Annotated in this window: 12 protein-coding genes; 1 reads left to right on the top strand and 11 read right to left on the bottom strand. The window is 32.0% G+C overall.

Going from position 1 to position 20,007, the window contains the following annotated elements; translation table 11 throughout:
• Positions 1-310 precede the first annotated feature (310 nt).
• From OCU55_RS04790 to OCU55_RS04750, 9 genes are all read right to left on the bottom strand, one after another.
• Entirely contained in the window at positions 311-1,090 is a 780-nt protein-coding gene (locus tag OCU55_RS04790) for a PD-(D/E)XK nuclease family protein (protein WP_261851164.1), read from the bottom strand.
• A gap of 257 nt (positions 1,091-1,347) precedes the next feature.
• Entirely contained in the window at positions 1,348-1,776 is a 429-nt protein-coding gene (locus OCU55_RS04785; RefSeq protein WP_261851163.1) for an SRPBCC family protein, read from the bottom strand.
• A gap of 193 nt (positions 1,777-1,969) precedes the next feature.
• Positions 1,970-4,549, bottom strand: coding sequence for a UvrD-helicase domain-containing protein (locus OCU55_RS04780; RefSeq protein ID WP_261851162.1), 2,580 nt, complete (start codon positions 4,547-4,549; stop codon positions 1,970-1,972).
• 407 nt (positions 4,550-4,956) lie between these two features.
• A complete protein-coding gene (locus tag OCU55_RS04775; RefSeq protein WP_261851161.1) occupies positions 4,957-6,570 on the bottom strand; it encodes a beta-N-acetylhexosaminidase in 1,614 nt (537 codons plus the stop codon).
• A 532-nt stretch (positions 6,571-7,102) separates the two neighbouring features.
• Positions 7,103-7,330: a single-stranded DNA-binding protein gene (locus OCU55_RS04770; RefSeq protein ID WP_261851160.1), complete on the bottom strand. Its 228-nt coding sequence runs from the start codon at positions 7,328-7,330 to the stop codon at positions 7,103-7,105.
• 250 nt (positions 7,331-7,580) lie between these two features.
• On the bottom strand, positions 7,581-8,219 hold the full coding sequence (gene pgmB / locus OCU55_RS04765; RefSeq protein ID WP_261851159.1) for a beta-phosphoglucomutase: 639 nt from the start codon (positions 8,217-8,219) through the stop codon (positions 7,581-7,583).
• Between the two features lie 293 nt (positions 8,220-8,512).
• Positions 8,513-10,201 carry a glycoside hydrolase family 3 protein gene (locus tag OCU55_RS04760; RefSeq protein WP_261851158.1) on the bottom strand — a complete coding sequence of 563 codons (1,689 nt, stop codon included), beginning with the start codon at positions 10,199-10,201 and terminating at the stop codon, positions 8,513-8,515.
• A 179-nt stretch (positions 10,202-10,380) separates the two neighbouring features.
• On the bottom strand, positions 10,381-13,272 hold the full coding sequence (locus tag OCU55_RS04755) for a glycoside hydrolase family 78 protein (protein WP_261851157.1): 2,892 nt from the start codon (positions 13,270-13,272) through the stop codon (positions 10,381-10,383).
• 833 nt (positions 13,273-14,105) lie between these two features.
• Complete coding sequence (locus OCU55_RS04750; RefSeq protein ID WP_261851156.1) at positions 14,106-15,494, bottom strand: MFS transporter; 1,389 nt, start codon at positions 15,492-15,494, stop codon at positions 14,106-14,108.
• A gap of 1,003 nt (positions 15,495-16,497) precedes the next feature.
• On the opposite strand from OCU55_RS04750, the gene OCU55_RS04745 reads away from it, so the two are divergent.
• Positions 16,498-17,550 (top strand): AraC family transcriptional regulator, encoded by a 1,053-nt coding sequence (locus OCU55_RS04745; RefSeq protein WP_261851155.1) that lies wholly within the window; start codon positions 16,498-16,500, stop codon positions 17,548-17,550.
• 208 nt (positions 17,551-17,758) lie between these two features.
• On the opposite strand, the gene OCU55_RS04740 is transcribed toward OCU55_RS04745, so the two are convergent.
• Together OCU55_RS04740 and OCU55_RS04735 are read right to left on the bottom strand one after the other, a co-directional pair.
• Entirely contained in the window at positions 17,759-18,964 is a 1,206-nt protein-coding gene (locus tag OCU55_RS04740) for an MFS transporter (protein WP_261851154.1), read from the bottom strand.
• A gap of 152 nt (positions 18,965-19,116) precedes the next feature.
• A complete protein-coding gene (locus OCU55_RS04735; RefSeq protein WP_261851153.1) occupies positions 19,117-19,848 on the bottom strand; it encodes a sulfite exporter TauE/SafE family protein in 732 nt (243 codons plus the stop codon).
• Between the last annotated feature and the right edge of the window lie 159 nt (positions 19,849-20,007).

Raw genomic sequence — 20,007 nt, 5'->3', positions numbered from 1 at the left:
TTTTACATAGTTATTTCACCTTAATTTCAGTAGTCTTTTGATCTCTTTATGCCAGAATGCATGTCCACTTAATCATTGATACCCCACCAACATTTATTTAATACATAATCACAGTGTTTTATTCCACTTTAAGTTAATCTCTGCGGAACTATATTTAACATAATTATTTAAACTAGATTTAAATGTGCCTTGAGATTCTTTTTTTCGCACCGCATGTCCATTTAATTCTTGATGTTCCAACAACATTTATTTGATACATACCTCCAGTGCTTTCTAGTATTATAACTAACTACTCCAATCCAATATCATACTACTTCATAAAAGCATCTTTCCATTCATCTTGTTCTACCATATCTTCAGAATCAACTTCTTCTAAGATTTCTTCATCTAATTTCACCTTGTTTATGTACTGATTATAAGAGTTGCAGGAATATCTAGCATCACAGTGTCTACAAACTGCAGTTCCAAATGGAGCTTTCTGCCCTTTCTTAACTGCCTTTAACTTTGATAGTGGTGGTGCTTTAAATTCTCCAGCTTCAATTTTATCTACAGTCTCTCCAAAGTATCGTATCTGTTTTTCAACCTCATTATTATCAATATCAAGTTCAACAATAGGATTCCAATCGTCGATTATGTCTATTGCTATTTCATCGCCAATGCTGGTTGCTTGTCTAAGCCCTGAAGGAGGAGAAGTTGCTATTACTGCCATATTATCTATTTCAGTACCCTTGAGGTTTTTCCACATATGAGCGTACACATTCAACTGTCCTTTATATAAATCCTTATCATTTTGAACTTCTTCTGAATTATGAGTTTTTATATCATACATCGTTATCTTGTCTTCATTTTCTACTATATCTACAATACCTTCTATTGTATATTTTTTACCCTTTGGAGTTAATTGCTCTGGCAGTATTAGCTTAACTTCAGCTTCTGTCATATTCTTTGCTACATTTCCTAGTTTTTCATAATATAATTTTACCTGCTGCCATGCAAACTCTTTCATGTTTAAAGTTATGGAACGTCCAGTTTCGTATTTTAACTCTTCGTAATTATCCTCAAATATCTCTCTCAATTTCTTTATATCCATACTATACCCCTCATCCCATTTTACATATGCCCAAGATATGATAAATTCTTTTTTAAATAACTCCAAGTAAAGTAATTATAGTGCTTCAGCTTCAACTATTAATTTATATATATATGAAAATTTTTAAAATCAATGAACTTCAGCAATGCTAAGTTTAATTTTTCATAAAAAGATTCAATACTAGAATTTAATAAATAATCTAAGATTATACTTTTTATAAAACGTCTTTATTTATCTTAGCCTTATAGTTGCACTTATTACTCTTGAACTTGAGACTCAGTATATCTTTTAAAATTATCTAGAATTGATTGCCAGCCACTTTTCTGCATCTCTATGGAATTAGTATCCTCTGCTTCAAAGGTTTCATTTATCTCTGTTTTATCACCTTGATCTATAAAGGTTATTTGAACTTTTCTTTCATCTCCTAAAGTGTAAGCTAGAACTTCCTGTAGTTTAACTTCATCATAAATCCCCCCAAAATCAAAGCCAAAACTTCCATCTTTCGCTTCCATTCTTGAAAGAAATTTACCTCCAACTCTTAAATCATTTTCTGCAACAGTAGTATGCCAATCTTCCGAAGCACTGTTCCACTTCTTTATATGCTCAGGCTCTGTCCAGCATTTCCATACCTTTTCTACAGGTGCATTTACCGTTGTCATTATATTTATTGTTTTATTATTTTTCATATTTAATTTCCTCCTTAAATATAAGTTTATATTTTGATCTTATTTCTTATGTTTCAAGTACTTTAATCTTAAACATCTTATGTTTAAGTAATGCTGACTTACTATATTGTTCTGTTTATTCAATGTATTGATACTTGTACTTCAAATTTTCCTTACCTTAACTTAATAATCTTAGTATCTTCTAGTTTCCTTATCATATGCTTCGCATTTCTATATAATAATTATGGATATCTTCTAAGGTGTTATGTACCAAGTTACCAAAGAAGGTTATTGTAGTTCTGGCAGGAACAAAATTATATTTTTTATATATCATATATTTTCTAGGGCAATCATTGTAAGCTAAATAATCAGCAGTGTAGGAATAAACCTTTGCTATAGTTTCATCTTTCTTATTAGCTTTAGGCATTGAATCCACATCCAGACTTTGAATTAAAGGTAGTCTAGCATTTGCAATATCATCCTTAAAATACGGATGCATTCTCTGACCTAAACCTCTAAAGTTAGGTATTATAAGTAGGATTTCTGCTCTGGACAAAGCTACATAATAAGATCTCATTCTATCAAAATGAGCTATTTTATTTAACGGCTCATATTCTCCATTTAGATAAGGTCTTACTAAAGCCTCTAATTTATTCTCATTATTCATAACTGGTGGTACTGCTCCTAAGATAACCACAGGAAACTCTAAACCTTTAGCTTGATGTATAGTTAAAAATGAAACTCTTCCTTTTGGTATTGGTTCATCTTTAATCTCATAATCCCCTTCTTCTCTTTTATATAAAGCTCCTAAATAGGAAGTTACAAATACTCTCACGAAAGTCTCTTCATAGAGTACTTGTCCAGTAATTAATCCAAAGTTATGTTCGATAAAAAAGTGAAGATAATTAGTTATATTAGATAAATTATAAATAGGTCCTTCATCTATGCCATTTTCAGCATCGTCAAAAATCTTTTTAAATCTTTCAAAGCCGCATAGCTGATAAAATAAATCTAATAGATTCCAGTCTAAAGAATTAATCCTAGTAATGAGCCATCGATAATTTAAGTTTACACCTTCATTGATTTTCTTTTCTATTATTCTTCCTAAAGACTTTTTACTAATCTCCTTTTGACCTGTTTCCGACAACTTGTCTTTTAAAGCATCTTTTAACTTTTCATAACCTTTCCTATTGATTTGATCCTCTAAGGAAATATTATAAATTTCCATATATCTAAGTATTTCAAAATAATCATTTTTTAAGTTGTCTAATTCAAATATTGTTTTGTCAATAAAGCATTGAAGTTCATAATCCTCAGCTATTATATTCTCTGCAGAAAATAAGCATTGCTGTATCCAATCATTAAACTCCTTATGCTTTCCTACATTAAATCTCTCGTCTATTTCTGGTGTTCCAAATAAATAAAAGATTATCCCAAAAATGTCCACGGGTTCAGGATTATCAAAAAATCTGCCTGCACGAGGTGCATATACCTCTATTCCTACCTTTTTAAAAGCATCTTTTAATTTTGGTGCATTTTTGTTACCTTTTAAATAAGTGAACAGTACTGCAACCTCTGATGGATCTGAAATCACCTTTTTATCTAGCATTTCTCTTACTTTTAAAGCAATTTCTCTGTACACTTTATCAGGAGATTCACCTACAGTGGTTACCACTGATATTCCAGAATCTTTGCTATGAGCTTTTATGTCTTTATCTACATTTCTGTAGAAGCTACCGTTTAAAGTTTCATTTGCCCAGTTTTCTTTTTCTATAAAATTAGTGTAGTAATCAACTATATTTTTTCTAGATCTATAATTAATATTAAGTTTAATCTTTTGTGGTTCAATATCTAAATATTTTTTGCATCTAGTACCAAACTGAACAAAGTTTTCAACTGTTGCACCTCTAAATCTATAAAGCGACTGATCGTCATCGCCAACCACACAAATATTTTTAAATCCATTTGCTAGCTTAAAAAATATCTTTTCTTGAATGTTATTAGTATCTTGATACTCGTCTATAATGACGTATTTAAAAATCTTTTCACTATTATAGCTTTCACACAAAACCTTATATCCATATTGCTGAAGCAGTGATAGATCAATGGTTTGCCTTGGCTCATTCTTAAGGCTTTCAAGATAGAATTCATATAATTTTCCCAGCATTGAAAGTGTTTCATCACCTTCTGGATTGTTTATCACTCTATCTATCTCTATACACTCCTCTGAAAATCTATTAAATAGAGATATTAAAGAATTTACTATGGAATTCTTAGAAATAGATCTAGCTCCCAAGTATTCTTTTATTTCTTCCTTATATGTATCAGAAAGTCCCAAAACTCTTTCAGCCATACCTAAAAATTTGTTGCTGCTGACATAAAAATATTGATCTATTTCCTGCATGATAATAGGAAGTTTCTTCTTCAAGTCATTTTTAAACCTCTTATCTAAAATAAATCTTTGACATAAGGAATGTACCGTCCCTACATACATATTAGATATATCATAGTGCTTCTTTGTTTCTGCTGTGGCAAGAGCAAATAGTGAAGTTAGTCCTGCTTTAAGTTGCTCCGCCGCTTTCTCTGTAAAAGTGCTTAAAAATATTTCCTCTGGATTAACATCATGAAAAACAATTAGATTTACACATCTCCATAGCAGTACTCTAGTCTTACCCGAACCAGGACCGGCCACTAGATATAATGGACCATCAATATTCTTTATAGCCTCTTCTTGAGCTTTATTAGGGTTAAATCCACTTTTTATAAATAAATCTTCTATACTAATAACACTCACCCTCTCATCCCTATGTTTGTGTCTTATTTTACCATATAATATCTTATCTGACATCAGATTTCTACATAGCGATTTCTGAAGTCTCTTTACGAATATTTTTAGCTATAGATGAACCACTTCATATTTAAGTTTATAGATTCCATTACGAAAACTTAAGTTATGCATGTTCGAAAATCATGCACCTATAAATTTTAGGCATGCATAACTTAATAGTTGAAGTTGGAACCCTATAATAAAAGGCTCCTATACTAACTGTAAGTCCAGTGGTTCAATAATCATAGTTTCTTATAATTAATGAACCCTATAACTTAACATTTAAGATAGGAACCATATAAATGAAAATTAATTATATTGCTGCTTCAATGTTTTTCTGAATAATACTTTTTACAACTTATATATTAAAAAAATTATTTCGCAAGATTAAATGTCCAGACGCTATTATCTTTGTAGAAGTTTATTCCTTCATTTCTCATTCTTTCTTCCTGAGCCTTTAACCTATTTTTGTACTCTGCCCAATTTCTATCTACTTTAGGCGTCCATCCTATTTCTGCATATCCTGGAAGTCTTGGATATATCATATAATCCATTGCTTTTTCATTAGGAATTGTTTCTGTCCATAGTGGAGCTTCTATACCTAAAACTAAGTTCTTTGGAGCAAAATCAGTAGGATCCCATGTATATGCGGTTTCTACTGGAATATATCCTGCCCAGTTCAAACCATATGGTGTAGTTTCATCATATTTCATATCAAGATAAGCCTTTTTTGCAACGGATGTAATAATGTTCATATTCTTTTGTCTAGCTGCAGTATTTGAATCTTTCCAGTTTTGAAGCACAACACTTGAATCTATTGAAGGAGAGGTATCAATTGGATCCCAGCCTATTGGAGTCTTGCCGTATTTCTTAACAATACTAGCTACTCTTCCTACAAAATAATCATAGTCTGCCTTCTTGGTACTTAAGGCTTCATCTCCACCTATATGAATATATTTTGAAGGAGATATTTCAGAAACTTCTCTAATTACATCTTCAATAAATCCATAGGTTTTCTCATCACGAGTCATAAATGAACTAAAGCCAACCTTCGTTCCTGTATACAACGGTTTCTTCTTACCGTCTGGATTTAAGAACCCATAGGAAGCTAAAGCAGCATTACTGTGCCCTGGCATATCGAATTCTGGGACTATCTCTACATATCTGTCAGCTGCATATTTAACTATATCTTTAAATTGCTCTTGTGTATAATATCCACCTGGTCCGCCACCAACTTTTGTACTTCCACCTATGGTAGTTAAGTCTGGCCATTTCTTTATTTCTAAACGCCAGCCTTGGTCATCACTTAGATGCAAATGAACTTTATTTATTTTATATTGAGCTGCATGACCTATTTGACGTTTTATTTCATCTACAGTAAAAAAATGCCTAGCAACATCAATCATTAACCCTCTATAGCTGTATTCTGGTTTATCATCTATAGTTGAAACCGGAATGCTCCATTCAACTCCTGAAACCAAGGCATTTTTCTCAATAGCTGGAGGCAATAATTGCCTTAGGGTTTGAACTGCTCTCGAGATTCCTTCTGGCTTGTATGCTGTTATCTTCACTTCTTCAGCGGTAGTTGCTATCCTATAACCTTCATTTCCCTTATCCGCTTCTGCTCCAACTGTAGTCAAATAAATGCCTTGTGCTGGAACATTATCTGCTTTAATAATCTTTAATTCAAAGCCTGTTGAAGCTCTTAACTTTTCTCTTAAAAATTCTGCTACTCTACTGATTTCAGCTGTCTCATTTTCATTATTTCCTTTTACATAGATTGAAGTATTGTTTGTAAGAACAAATTTACCGCTACCTTTTTGATAGCTTAAAGGTTTTGGAATAATATTGTTACTGCTCTGTGGTAAATCCTTAGCTTTTACCACATCTTTTCTCACATAAGTCATCGTTGAAAAAATCATTACTATAATTAACAATAGTAGTCTAATAGCCTTAGACTTACCTTGTTTATCATATGTATTTTTCATTTGTTCACCATCCTTATTTATTTTAATTCTTTGCGTAAGCTCATTAAAGCATTGGATGGATAACCATTTAATTTCAACACAGTGCTTTAACAGAACCTAATTTTAAAAAATACTTATTGAAATTAACCATAATTCTAAAGATAACTTTATTTAATGGTAATTTCTCTAAAAACTTCATTATTAGCTTATAACATAATTGAAAAATAAATACTGTACATTATTTGGGAAATCTGGCAGGCGACATAGCTTTATTCACAGATCTAGTTGAATTATAAATTTCTAAAGAATAAAAAAATCAGATTTTAATTGATTAAATCTGATAACAAAATATTTATTAAGTTATGATAACTCTTTATTTACATTAGTATTTTCTTACTCCAATGCCTTCATATCATATTAAACTTTTTACTATTAGGTTATGTTTAATACTTCCAATAAGCCCTTAAACATAACCTAATTTAAATATCTTTATCATTAAAGAAATTATCCTTTGCTTACTAATATTCTTATTAGATATAACACTGAGTAATAGCTATTCTTTTAAATACACTTGCTGATTTGAAGAGGTTTTATCTAGAATGGTTACCTTTAAAGAAGAGTTATTTCGTACCTCATTAAGAAATAAAATACCAACATTAAGACGGGTAGATTTATCTAGTCTTTTCCACACATATCCTTTAAATAAGTCTTTCACTAAGAATTCTTCTCCTGATTTGAGATTAGATACTTCTGTAATAGCTGTGTTTAATAATGGATTCATAAAGTCACTCCCTAATACGATTTTAAGTGTAAATGTAAACATTTCTGCTTATTACAATATATACATATACAGAAATATTATTACTGTTAAAAATTTTTAGTTTGCTGCATTTTTTTACTTTGTTAATATATGTAACTATATGAAGCTTTATAGAACTTTATTCTTTTCTTTCTATTTAAGAAAAAAAGCCCGATTCAATTTTCATTAAATCTGACTTTTCTTATTATCCTTTCTTACAGGCTACTAAAATTTAATTCAATATACTTAGCAAATCCTTAAAAGAATCTAAATTATAAGTAGCTTTACCACTAGACACCGCATCTCCAATTGCTGAACTATCCATTTTCCCATCAATAGCAGCTTCAAGTCCTGCTACAGCATCCTCTACAACCAAGCATTTTTCTGCTGGGAGGTTTAAATATTCTGCAGCTTTTAAAAACACCTCTGGATCTGGCTTTGACTTTGTTATGTTATTTCCATCAGAAATAGCATCAAAGAAATCTCCAAGTCCTATTTGATTCAATATAAACTTTGCATTTTTACTAGATGAACCAATTGCAAGCTTTGCTCCTTTATTTCTAAGTTCAGTTAGAGTTTCTCTTACCTCTTTACTTAGATCTTTTTCTGACATATTCTTAAGCAATTCTTTGTATATATCATTCTTCTCTTCAGCATACTTAAGTTTTTTCTTTTCAGACATTACTCCATCATATTTTTCAAGGATAATGTTGAAACTTTCCATCCTGCTTACTCCACGTAGTCTATTGTTTATGGTTTCATTAAATTCTATATTAAGTTTATCAGCTATAGCCTTCCAAGCTTCATAATGGTATTTATCAGTATGGCAAATTACTCCGTCTAAATCAAAAATTATTGCTTCGTATTTCATTTTCTCCTCCAAGTATATCTTCTTTGTTTATGGTAATCTCTCACAAGTCCAACAGTACATGTTAAAGGCATATCTAAAATTTAAGTATTACTACGGTAGATACTATATGAGCAAGCAATTAGAATTAAATGATTTGAGGATATAAAATAGCGTTAAGAAACTGTATTGTCCGAACGTAGTGAGTTATACAGTTTTAGCTTTTTTATAGCAGCAAATCATATTAATTCTTTGCGAAGCTCATTAAAGTATAGGAAGTAGTAACACTTAAACTTCGTATTATTTAGCATATGAAATTAGTATCTTGTATCTTCTCTTCCGCAGAATGGATCTATAGGGCTAACCCCTTTAAACTCACTTCTTCCAAGTATCTTTTCAACTACCTTTTCTAATACAAAATCATTATTTGAGTAGCAATTAATAAAGGTTTTTACCATTGGCGCATCTAATAAGTGATATGGATTTCCTACACTTACAAACATTGTTGGAACCTCTTCTACAAACCAAGGAAGATTGTTTCCAAGCCCAAAGAAAGTATGCCAGTTTATACGTGATACGGTCTTATTACTTGCGTTTTCTATATTTCCAATATATAAAACAAGATCATATTTACTCTTAATATCAGTCACATTATCAAGAGGCATGCCGAAATCTTCTTTAACATATTCTGTGATTTCAAAGCCCTCAGAGGTTAATAAAGCTTTAATCTTCTCATTTACACGTTTAATGGATGGGAAGTCTCCTAGTATCTGAAGTAATACCCTTTTATGCTTTTCAACACTTATAGGAAGCAAAGTTTGAGTATCTTTAACTAGTGTTATTGCTTTATCAGCACAGTTATATGCCCATGTTTTATGTTCTTCACAACCTATAACATTTAACTCTTCTTCTCCTGGATATAGACTTCCGTCTTTTTGCTTTTCATGAAGTTTTAAAGCTACTTTAGTAGCTAATATTCTTGTTAAGGCTTCCTCTAGTCTTTTTTCTGTTATAATTCCATTTTTGTATCCCTTCATCATGAAATCATAGTCTTCAGCTAAGTCCTTGTTGAATAAGAACATATCACAGCCACTAGCAATTGCTGTTGGTACTGATAATTCCCTACTCATTGCAGCAGTAAAACCAGCCATTGGGGTAGCATCAGTAACTATCATTCCATTGAAGCCTAACTTTTCTCTTAAAAGTCCATTAAGTAGTTCTGGAGAAAGAGTTGCAGGAACTACTTTTCCAGAAAAATCAGAATTAAGTTTCTTTTGATATGCAGGCATGGCAATATGTCCGATCATTGCAGTCAAAGCACCTGCTTCTATAAGTCCCTTATACACTTTACCAAATGTCTCGTCCCACTCTTCGCAAGATAATGAGTTCACAGAAGTTAGAAGATGTTGATCTCTTTCATCAACTCCATCTCCCGGGAAATGCTTTATAGAAACTGCTACATTACACTCTTTAGCGGCTCTTAAATACTCTAAACCATTAGCTAAAACCTTCTCTGGATCATCTCCATAAGTCCTTACATTAGTTATTGGGTTTCTAAAGTTCATATCTATATCTACTACAGGAGCAAATGCCCAGTTACATCCAACTGCCGCACCTTCTCCGCAAGCTATTCTTCCTAGCTTGTATGCATATTCAGGATCATTAGCTGCTGCAACCTGCATCTGCTTAGCAAAGGCTGTCCCATCTGATGCTATACCATCTCCACCTGCTTCTAAGTTTGCAGCTATAAGCAGAGGAACCTTAGAACTTCTTTGAAGGAAGTTATGAGTTTTCTGCATCTCTTTACTATCACCAGGTCTAAATAATATTCCTCCAATATGCTTACTTAAAATTTCATACTTTAAGTAATTTTCATCTGGAGACATTCCTATAGGACAAAATAACTGCCCTATCTTTTCTTCTATAGTCATAGCATTTATTGTATCTTCTACCCATTTTATGTCTTCATCTGATAAGTAAAATGGCTTCTTCTTTAAATCAATCATCTTATTACTCCTATCTGTATAATGCTAAATTAAAATTTTGTTTATGGATGTACCACTTCGTAATAAAACTTATTATTTTTAAATTCTCTAATAAAACTTATCTTAAAAGTAACTGGTGAAATGCTCCCATTACATCAGTTACTTTATTTACTTTGTATGATTCCTTAACTATTAACGTATTACAAAATACTAATTGCTTTACTCTTTAGCTCACTATCAATTTTATTAAGTGCATAATTCCAATCAATTCCTAAGTCCATTCCTCCAGAGCTTATTTGCTTTAATGTATTTTGGAATAAGAAACCTAATACTTGATTGTTTACTAAGCTTGGAATAACCTCATCTAATATTTCTCTAACCTCAACATTATTCATTAATTCGCAAAGTTTATTATCAAGATTATATATATATCTGTATTCCTTTAAAGGCATATATTCAAATCTATATCTTCCAGCTGTAAGGTTGCAAACTACATTACTACCTTCTTGAACCGCATCTATGCCACTTTCCATCAATGGTTTACCACACAACTTAACATTTCTAAGCAATGCATCTGGAAGTATTAGCTCTGCTGTAGTGTTGAATGGAATCTCAAATTCGAAGGACAATTCTCCTGTATCACTTATTTTCCAGCCACTCTCAATACGTCCATTTGGAGAATTGAAGCTTGCCTTCGCATACTTTAAGCTTCCATGTGGTGTTGGTGTAAGTCTTATCTTTCTAAATCCAGGCACATCTTCAACTGGATTTATTCCACACATATTTCTATACATCCATTCTGCAATAGAACCATAAGCATAGTGGTTTAGAGAGTTCATTCCTGTATCGCCAATAGAGCCATCTGGAAGTACAGAGTTCCAACGTTCCCAAATAGTTGTTGCTCCAAGCTTTACAGCATATAACCAGCTTGGATAATCATCATTTAATAAAAGTCTATAAGCGTCTTCATTTGCACCATTTTCTGATAATACTCTACAGAAATAAGGAGTACCTACAAAACCAGTAGTTAGATGCATATTGTCTCCATCTAATTTTTCTCTTAAGTCCTTTATAGTTCTTTCTCTATGATCTTCTGGTATTAAATTCATATAAAGAGCCACAATCATTGCAGTTTGAGTATTTATTGCGCTTCTTCCATTAGGTGTAAAATATTCTTTTAATATGGCTTGTTTTATTTCTTCAGCTAGGTTTGAGTATTCTTCTGATATCTCTATCTTGCCTAATACTTTGGCAGCCTTAGCAACTAATTTTGCTGAATAGCAGTAATAAGCTGAAGCTATATAGTACTTGTCTGTTCCACCAGTTAATTCTGCAGGATTCTTCGCATCTAAAGCTAACCAATCAGCAAAGTGGAAACCTACAGTCCAAAGTCTTCTTCCTCCCGTATTTTCGTCTATACCTTTGATATAATCTACCCAATCTTTCATGGTATCGAACTGATCTGCTAAAAGCTCCTTGTCTCCATAATGAAGGTACAAGGTCCAAGGAATAATTGTTGCTGCATCTCCCCAAGCAGTTGAGCCATTTCCATTAACTATTCCCACTGGATTTTTAGGCTTTATTGAAGGCACAACAAATGGTACTGAACCACCTAATCTCTTTTGTTCCTCACGTAAATCAAACATATACTTAGCATAGAAAGCTGGTGAATACATATTAAAGCAAGCTGTGGATGCAAATACCTGAGCATCTCCTGTCCATCCCATTTTTTCATCACGTTGTGGACAGTCAGTTGGTACATCTAAGAAGTTTCCTTTTTGTCCCCACTGAGCGTTCTTAAATAACTTATTTACTAGTGGGTTAGAAGTTTCAATGGCTCCTGTTAACTCTAAGTCTGAGTATATTACACAGCCTGTAAAGTCTTCTAACCTTACTTCTTTAAATCCAGTAAGTCTTACATATCTAAATCCGTAATATGTGAAATGAGGCTGAACCATTTTACTAGTTCCATCACTTATATATCTAAACTCTGCTTTTGCCGTACGAAGATTATCTCTATAGAAGCATTCATCTTGAAGTATCTCTCCAAATTCTAAAAGAAGTTCTTGTCCCTTTTCAGCAGAAGCCTTAAATCTTATCCAGCCTGTCATATTTTGGCCCATATCCAAGACTGTTTCACCTTTTTTAGTGTGTATTATTTCAATAGGCTTAATCTCTTCTTTTATCTTAACTGGAAGGCTTAGTCTTGGTGTTAACTTCTCATACCCAATATCTATTAGCTCTACACCACTCCAACTACTTTCATCAAGACCTGGCTTTGACCATCCCTCTATTTCAGCATTAGCATCATAAATTTCTCCATCATATACTCCACTGAATTTTACTGGTGACTCTATAGCTTTCCAGCTTTCATCAGTTCCAATAACTGCTGTCATACCATTCTTTAAGGTAACTACTATCTCACAAATTAAAGCGAACTTATCTCCATAAAGCTCATTGTATCCACCATCAAAACCATATCTGCCTTTATAAGTTCCATTGCCTAGCATTACGCTTAAACAATTATCTCCTGCTTGAAGAAGTTCTGTGATGTCATAAGTTTGATATTGAAGCCAAAAATCATAAGCATTAAAGCCAGGGGCAAAATACTCTTCACTAGCTTTCTTTCCATTGACTTCAAACTCGTATAGTCCAAGTCCACACATATATACCCTTGCTGAAATAACTTCTGATGGAAGTTTAAATTCTTTTCTTATAATTGGATGAAGCTCTTTATCGAGTTTTGGCGTAATCCATTTAGCTGTCCATGGTTCTTCCATCTTTGCTGTTTCAAACCATGCTATTTCACTAGTTGCAAAATCGCCACTATCTCCCCACACAGTAACTCTCCAAAAATAACGAGTCCTAGAGCTTAGCTTATTATCTGGGTAAAAAGCTAAACTATCTATATCCTCTCTTTTACCACTATCAAAAACTATGTTTTCAAAGGCCTCATCCAAAGAGATTTCTACTCTAGCCGAAGATTGATACTTAGAAACTGTATCCTCCGTAATCCAGGACATACTAATCTTCCCAATCTCAAAGCCCAATGGATTAGTAATGTGATTGGTTCTCAAATTCATAACTCTCATTTTTAACAACCTCTATTCTTATTTTTCTAAATACATATTGTTATGGCTTTTATTTATAAAGTTTATATTTTCCCCATCTACTTTCAAAACCAAAAAGAACTTCAAAAATAGTTTATAAATCAAAGTCATATATTTTTGGCTATGTTTAAGAATATTGTTGAAATTGATTGGTTATACAGGAGACGCTATATGAGTGAGCAACTTGAATTAAATGATTTTTTCAGATGGAATGGCGTTAATAAACTGTACTGTTCGAACGTAGTGAGTTTACAGTTTTAGCCATGGAATATGAAAAAATCATATTAATTCTTTGCGTAAGCTCATTAAAGCGTCGGATGATTAGCCAATCAATTTCAGCACGGTGCTTTAACAGCGCCATGTTTTTATATACATTTTTTAATTAAATATACGAGACATTTTAATAATGCATCAATGGATAAACCCTATAATCTCCATTACACCTTAATTGTAAAATATCTAACTTCAAAAACAAATGAAGTTATTTGCCTAAAATAATATGCATTTTTTAATCTCCGCTTAGGTTTTGAAATATTCATAACCATCCAAGCTTCTCTTCATTACTCCCGCCATAGAATTGAAATCATCAAGCAATACTCAAAGTGCAGGTTCTTATATAAAATAAGGATTTGTGAAAACTATTAAAACTCCGGATGATTAAACTCCTCAATATGAAAAAAGCATTTTAATTCTCCAGAAAAATTGAAGAACATGCATAGCTGGAGCTTCTCTCCCTCATATGCATGTTCTTATTAAAACTCTATATTCTTTATTTACTCAATATGCCTCAAAACATAGAGTTCCTAGCTCAACTATTATGCTTTGCTCGCATTTCTTTCTTGAAGTTCTTTTAGTATAGTTGGATACTCCTTATCTAATTTATAAGGAACTAAAAGTAATATTTGAACAACTAGCACTACTATAGGTATAAATATAAACAACGCTTTTATTGAAGAAATTGCGGCTGCTGATTGAACTGCTGCTCCTCCTACATATCCGCCAGCTGCTAAAACCCAACCTATTAGCGCTCCACCAAGTCCTGATCCAGCTTTTCCACCATAACTTTGTGCACTGAATACTAAGCCTTCAGTTCTGTTACCAGTCTTCCATTCTCCATACTCAACTGAGTCAGCAATCATAGCAAAACCTACACCTGTTCCTGGTGCTGTTCCTATACCTCTTATTACTGCACCAATTATTACCATGCCTGCATTAGTTGGATTAATTAAAGTTATTACATATCCTACTATTGTAATTATATTTCCCGCTATATTCATATTTCTTTTTCCAAACTTTTTAACGAAAGGTGCTAGTATAAATAGTCCACCAATCATCGGTAATAACATAGCTAGTGAAAGAGTACCAACAAGATTAGGATTACCTAGTATATATGTTGCATAATAAATATTAACTCCCATGGAAATAGCCATATTAACACCGTTTGCAAGACCGTTGGCAGTTAGAATAACCCAATATTTATTATTAAACAATCCTTTTAGTCCTTCTAGTACTGGAACATTTTCCTTCTTAACGTTTTCAACTTCTGCAGTATTTCCAACTCTTTCTTTTGTAAAGAAGAAAGTTATAAAGAATAATACACAAGCTATAATACCAAATATTAGATATGCCATTGTCCAGCCTTTTTGTCCTCCACCTAAAGCATTAACTACAGGTAAAGTAAGCATTGTGATTCCAAGACTTGAAACTAGAGAAAATATCATTCTAACAATGTTCAATACTGAACGATCATATTGATCCTGTGTCATTAAGGAACTTAAAGTTCCATAAGGTACATTTATAGAAGTATATATGATATTAACAATATTATAAGTCAAGAATATATAAATAAGTTTACCTGTTTCACCTAAGTTAGGTACTGAGAATAACAGTACTGTTGCTACTGCGAAAGGTATACTCATTCTTAAAATCCAAGGACGAGCTTTTCCATACTTTGATTTAGTCCTATCAACAACAAACCCCATTATAATATCAATTATTCCGTCAAGTAAACGTGAAATAAGCATTATAGAACCAATAGCAGCTGCACCTACTTTTGCAACGTCTGTATAATAAAATACTAGGAATGCACCCATTGAAGAAAATATTATATTATTTGCAAAATCACCACATGCATAAGATATCTTTTCAAAAAATCCGATTTTGCCTGTAGAAGCACTTACTGATGTATTAACGTTTGTACTCATTTTTATCCCCCTCTAAGAAATAGTTCAAATTTCAGTTTCTTCTTTCATAATGGATAACTTTATACTTGAATTTACATTTTTAAAACTTTTATTCAGATTCTAGCATAGTTCTAAAAATAGTTTTAGATTTAAAGTATCCTTAATAACACTTAGTATAATGCTTTGAATTTATATGCATTTTTTAACACTTAAATAAAAGAACCTTTTTATTTTCATATGAACAATCATCGATGATATCGTTTATATTGCTATTATAATTCATATACGCAACTAAACAAACTGCATAATTTATTGCAATGAATATGCATTTTTTAATATAACCGTTTTTTTATTGGTACAATTCAATTTTTCTTAATAGTTATATAAATTCTTATTTACAGCGGATTTCAAAACCGTTAATATTAAAAATATAATAAATTACATTAAATTTTGCATATAAAAACCAGCATTTTTTATTAAAGTTACAAAATCGAATTATTATAGAGTGTTTAACTTAGATATTAATTTATACATTTGAAAAACTATAATTTGAAATATTTTGTATATGCATAATTTAATATTTTGGCGCTGTTAAAGCACCGTGTTGAAATTAATTGGTTAATCATCCGACGCTTTAATGAGCTTACGCAAAGAATTAATATGATTTCTTCATATTCCATGGCTAAAAATGCAAACTCACTACGTTCGAACAGTACAGTTTTACTTTTTAATAATCCATACTTTTTATAAATCTTTCATATCTTAAATTTAAGAAAATAAAAAGGTTATTTGATTAAAAAGTAAAAAGTAAAAATATATCGCCTGCCAGAATTTCTTCACATACGTTCAGAAAAGGCAGATGCGTAAAAAAATCACCAATAAAGAACGATTAGCGATTTTTTAGAGCCATTCCATCTGAAAAAATCATTTAATTCTAATAGCTCGCTCATATAGCGTCTCCTGTATAACCAATTAATTTCAGCAATATTCTTAAACAAAACCAATATTTTAATAAGGTGATAAAATGACTATAAACGAATTAGATAAATACCTAAAGACTTACACAGTAGATGAGCTTTTCTACAAAGAATACTATTTAGCCAAGCAAGACCCTGCAAAACTTAAAGAATTTATTGATAAGGCAGATATGAAACTAATTAAGGAAAAAAGCCTTATTGTTCCAGATATAGACGATGTAGATATAATGGAACCCTATTTACTTATTGAGGAATATGTATTTGAACACAAAAAGGATTATCACATTCTAGCTTCAAAACATTTCAGATACACACCTGAATTTACACATAAACATTCATTCTTTGAGATGATATACGTGTACTCTGGAAAGTGTGAGCAAAATATAATGGGCGATAATATTCTATTAAAGGAGGGTGACATATGCATTGTTCCTCCTGATGTAGAGCATTCAATATCAGTATTCGATGACTCTGTTGTAATAAATGTAATAATAAGAAGCACAACCTTCAACGATACCTTTTTAGAAGTATTAAGTGAAGAAAACATTCTCTCTTCCTTCTTCACAAAAATCTTATATACAAAGAATTATAATAACTATATTATCTTCAGAACAAATAACAGTGATTCAATCAGAAGCTTTATGTCACACATAATCATGGAGAGTATAGAAAATGAGCAGTATAGCAATAAGATACTTGATAATTTTCTAATGATTTTATTTGCCCATTTACTAAGAGATAAAAAGCATACGGTAGAATTACCTAAAGAGCTACAGAAAAGCAATAAACAGCTAACTTCAATACTTACTTATATTCAAGGAAACTATAAATCTGTGACCCTAGAAGATTTATCAAAGGAATTCCATTTTTCTGTGCCTTATTTGAGTAAATTAATAAAAGCTAATACTGGACATACCTTTAAAGAAATGATTCAGACTATAAAACTCAATAAAGCAATTGAACTTCTTGCTTCTTCCGACTTAAAGATTCGTGATATAAGCGATCTTATCGGCTATGAAGATGACAACCACTTTATAAGAACCTTTAAGAAGGTTTACGGGGTTTCACCTAATCAATATAGAAAAAATATAATGAAATAATATATGTTGATTTAGCTTCTAAGGATAAGATATTAAAATTCAAAGAACCCACTTTTATTCTAACGGGTTTACCTTAGGGGTGCATAAAATAAAATCGCATGGATTTTCACAATGATTTTTGCAACAGAAAAAGCATGTTAATTAAATTTAACACGCTTTTTTTAATCTAATTTATAATTATTAATAAATAATATAAGAAGATTACGAACTAACTAAACTGAGAGTTATCAATATTTTTATGTGTGAACATTATTATCATCATAAGGAAACTAGAGATTAAAGCAAGAGATCCACCAAATAAAAATGGTGCTGATGCTCCAAGTCTATCCCATAGTAAACCAGCAATTATGCTAGAAGGCAATGTCGCCATACTAACTGAGGTATGGAATACACCGAAAGCTGAACCTCTTTGATTAGAAGGAACAAGTTCTGAAACCAGAGCTCTCTGAGCTCCATCAGCAAGACCTTTATATATCCCATATAAAGCAATCAATATCCATAGTATACCAGCCTTATGTGATAATCCAAATCCTAAATAAACAACAGCAAAAATCACATATCCAATTATTATTAATGGTTTCCTGCCGATTTTATCTGAAATAATTCCTGATGGTATAGATAAAATTGTAGCAACAATACTAAAGACAGCCCACCAAATTGGAATAATCGCAGATGAAATTCCAAGGTTTTGCGCCCTTAAAATTAAGAAGGCATCACTGGAATTACCAAGAGAAAACAATACTACAATTAAAAGAAACCTTTTAAACTCCTTAGTCAAGCCCTTGAATGAAGGTACTGCTATGCGAGTCTCAACTTTATTCTTCTTCTCTTTAATAAGAAATGTTACAACAATTAAAGTTAATAACATCGGAATAGCTGTGGCTGTAAATACAAGCTTATAGTTTCCTGGATGAGACTTTAAAATCTCATAAGCCAAAACAGGCCCAACTACTGCACCAAAGGCATCCATGGCTCTATTAATACCAAATGCCTTTCCCCTGGATTTTTTATGAGACTCGTCAGCGATAAGTGCATCAGCAGGTGCCAATCGGACCCCTGCACCAAGCCTGTCCGTGAACCTCAAGAACATAATCATAAAACCGCTATTAACAAAGGCTAAAAGTGGCCTTGCTATCCCTGCTAATAAATATCCAATGATTACGAATATCTTTCGCTTTCTAAGCTTGTCTGAAAACCAACCTGAAAAAATACGCACAATGCCTGCTGTAAAATCTGCAATACCTTCTACTGTTCCAATAAAAACCTTATCTAATCCTAATGAAGATAAAAATAGTGGTAAGACAACATTTACTAAGCCTCCACCTATATCAGCTAGAAATGTTGCTATGCTAAGCCACTTAATATTTGAATTTACTTTAGTAGAAGCTTCTTTATTAAGCACTTCCGAACTCATGCATTACACCTGCCCTTGCTTGATATTAAGAACTTATTCCAAACTTTGTTTTTTATGGTATAGTGACATTTTCATTTAAACCTTTAATAGGCTTATTGATATTGATGTCAACCTTGAGTTTCTCTATTTCTACTTATCCTCTTATCAATGAATTATGGTGATATCACCATCTGCAATCCCATAATAATTAATAAAATACCTACTAGCTTTATAAATAGTTCTTTTGGCATTTTTTCTATAGTTTTTTTCCCAGTCCATGTTCCAAAGATCATTGCCAAACCCATAAATAATCCTGTTCCTAAAGCTTGCAATCCTATCCCTAAATATTTTTGATATACTATTGTTTTAGTTATATGCATTGCAACAGCGGTAACAGCTTCACTAGAAACATAGGACGTAGCAGGAAGATTTAAAGACAAAAATAGTGCTGCACCTATAGGACCTGCGCTACCAACCAAACCTGATAATAGCCCTGTTACTCCTCCTCCGATTAATAGAGTTATGTTGCTTGGCTTAAACTTTAGTATTTTAAAATATTTTAGAATTACAAATAAAATTACTGTAATTCCGATTCCTCTATTAATAATATTTTCTGAGACTTTGACAAATGAAAATGCTCCTAGAAACGCCATAGGAATTGCTCCAACCGTGAAGTACCCAACTGGCTTCCACTTTATTTGTTTAAAACTCATGAATGCTCTTGAAGCATTTCCTATAAGTTGCGCTATAGTTAAAATAGGTACAGCATAAGTTGTTCCGATAGTCTTAGTAAGTAGAGGAAGTAGTAGTAAGGCGCCTCCAAAGCCTGCTGCACCTGATATTGCTGCCGCTATAAAACTTCCAATAAAAAGTAATATATAAGCATAAGAAAAATGTAAATTCATAATAATCCTCTCCAAATATGAAAATAATTGGAACTAATCTATCTATTGATGTACCACTTAAAGTGCAATATTTTAAGTATTTTTTCTATAACTAATGCTATCAATATTATCCATAGACCTATTATTAAAGTACCCGCTATCCAGTTTTTAGGCTTTCCA

It is taken from the genome of Clostridium folliculivorans (assembly GCF_024341905.1).
Lineage (GTDB): Bacteria > Bacillota > Clostridia > Clostridiales > Clostridiaceae > Clostridium_AR > Clostridium_AR folliculivorans.
This window is presented reverse-complemented; position numbering and strand designations above follow the sequence as displayed.

What these genes read in the sequence shown, in the direction of transcription:
- OCU55_RS04790 (WP_261851164.1), bottom strand. Translation starts at nt 1,090, where the DNA reads ATGGATATAAAGAAATTGAGAGAGATATTTGAGGATAATTACGAAGAG.
- OCU55_RS04745 (WP_261851155.1), top strand. Translation starts at nt 16,498, where the DNA reads ATGACTATAAACGAATTAGATAAATACCTAAAGACTTACACAGTAGAT.
- OCU55_RS04735 (WP_261851153.1), bottom strand. Translation starts at nt 19,848, where the DNA reads ATGAATTTACATTTTTCTTATGCTTATATATTACTTTTTATTGGAAGT.
- OCU55_RS04755 (WP_261851157.1), bottom strand. Translation starts at nt 13,272, where the DNA reads ATGAGAGTTATGAATTTGAGAACCAATCACATTACTAATCCATTGGGC.
- OCU55_RS04750 (WP_261851156.1), bottom strand. Translation starts at nt 15,494, where the DNA reads ATGAGTACAAACGTTAATACATCAGTAAGTGCTTCTACAGGCAAAATC.
- OCU55_RS04740 (WP_261851154.1), bottom strand. Translation starts at nt 18,964, where the DNA reads ATGAGTTCGGAAGTGCTTAATAAAGAAGCTTCTACTAAAGTAAATTCA.
- OCU55_RS04775 (WP_261851161.1), bottom strand. Translation starts at nt 6,570, where the DNA reads ATGAAAAATACATATGATAAACAAGGTAAGTCTAAGGCTATTAGACTA.
- OCU55_RS04760 (WP_261851158.1), bottom strand. Translation starts at nt 10,201, where the DNA reads ATGATTGATTTAAAGAAGAAGCCATTTTACTTATCAGATGAAGACATA.
- OCU55_RS04785 (WP_261851163.1), bottom strand. Translation starts at nt 1,776, where the DNA reads ATGAAAAATAATAAAACAATAAATATAATGACAACGGTAAATGCACCT.
- OCU55_RS04770 (WP_261851160.1), bottom strand. Translation starts at nt 7,330, where the DNA reads ATGAATCCATTATTAAACACAGCTATTACAGAAGTATCTAATCTCAAA.
- pgmB (WP_261851159.1), bottom strand. Translation starts at nt 8,219, where the DNA reads ATGAAATACGAAGCAATAATTTTTGATTTAGACGGAGTAATTTGCCAT.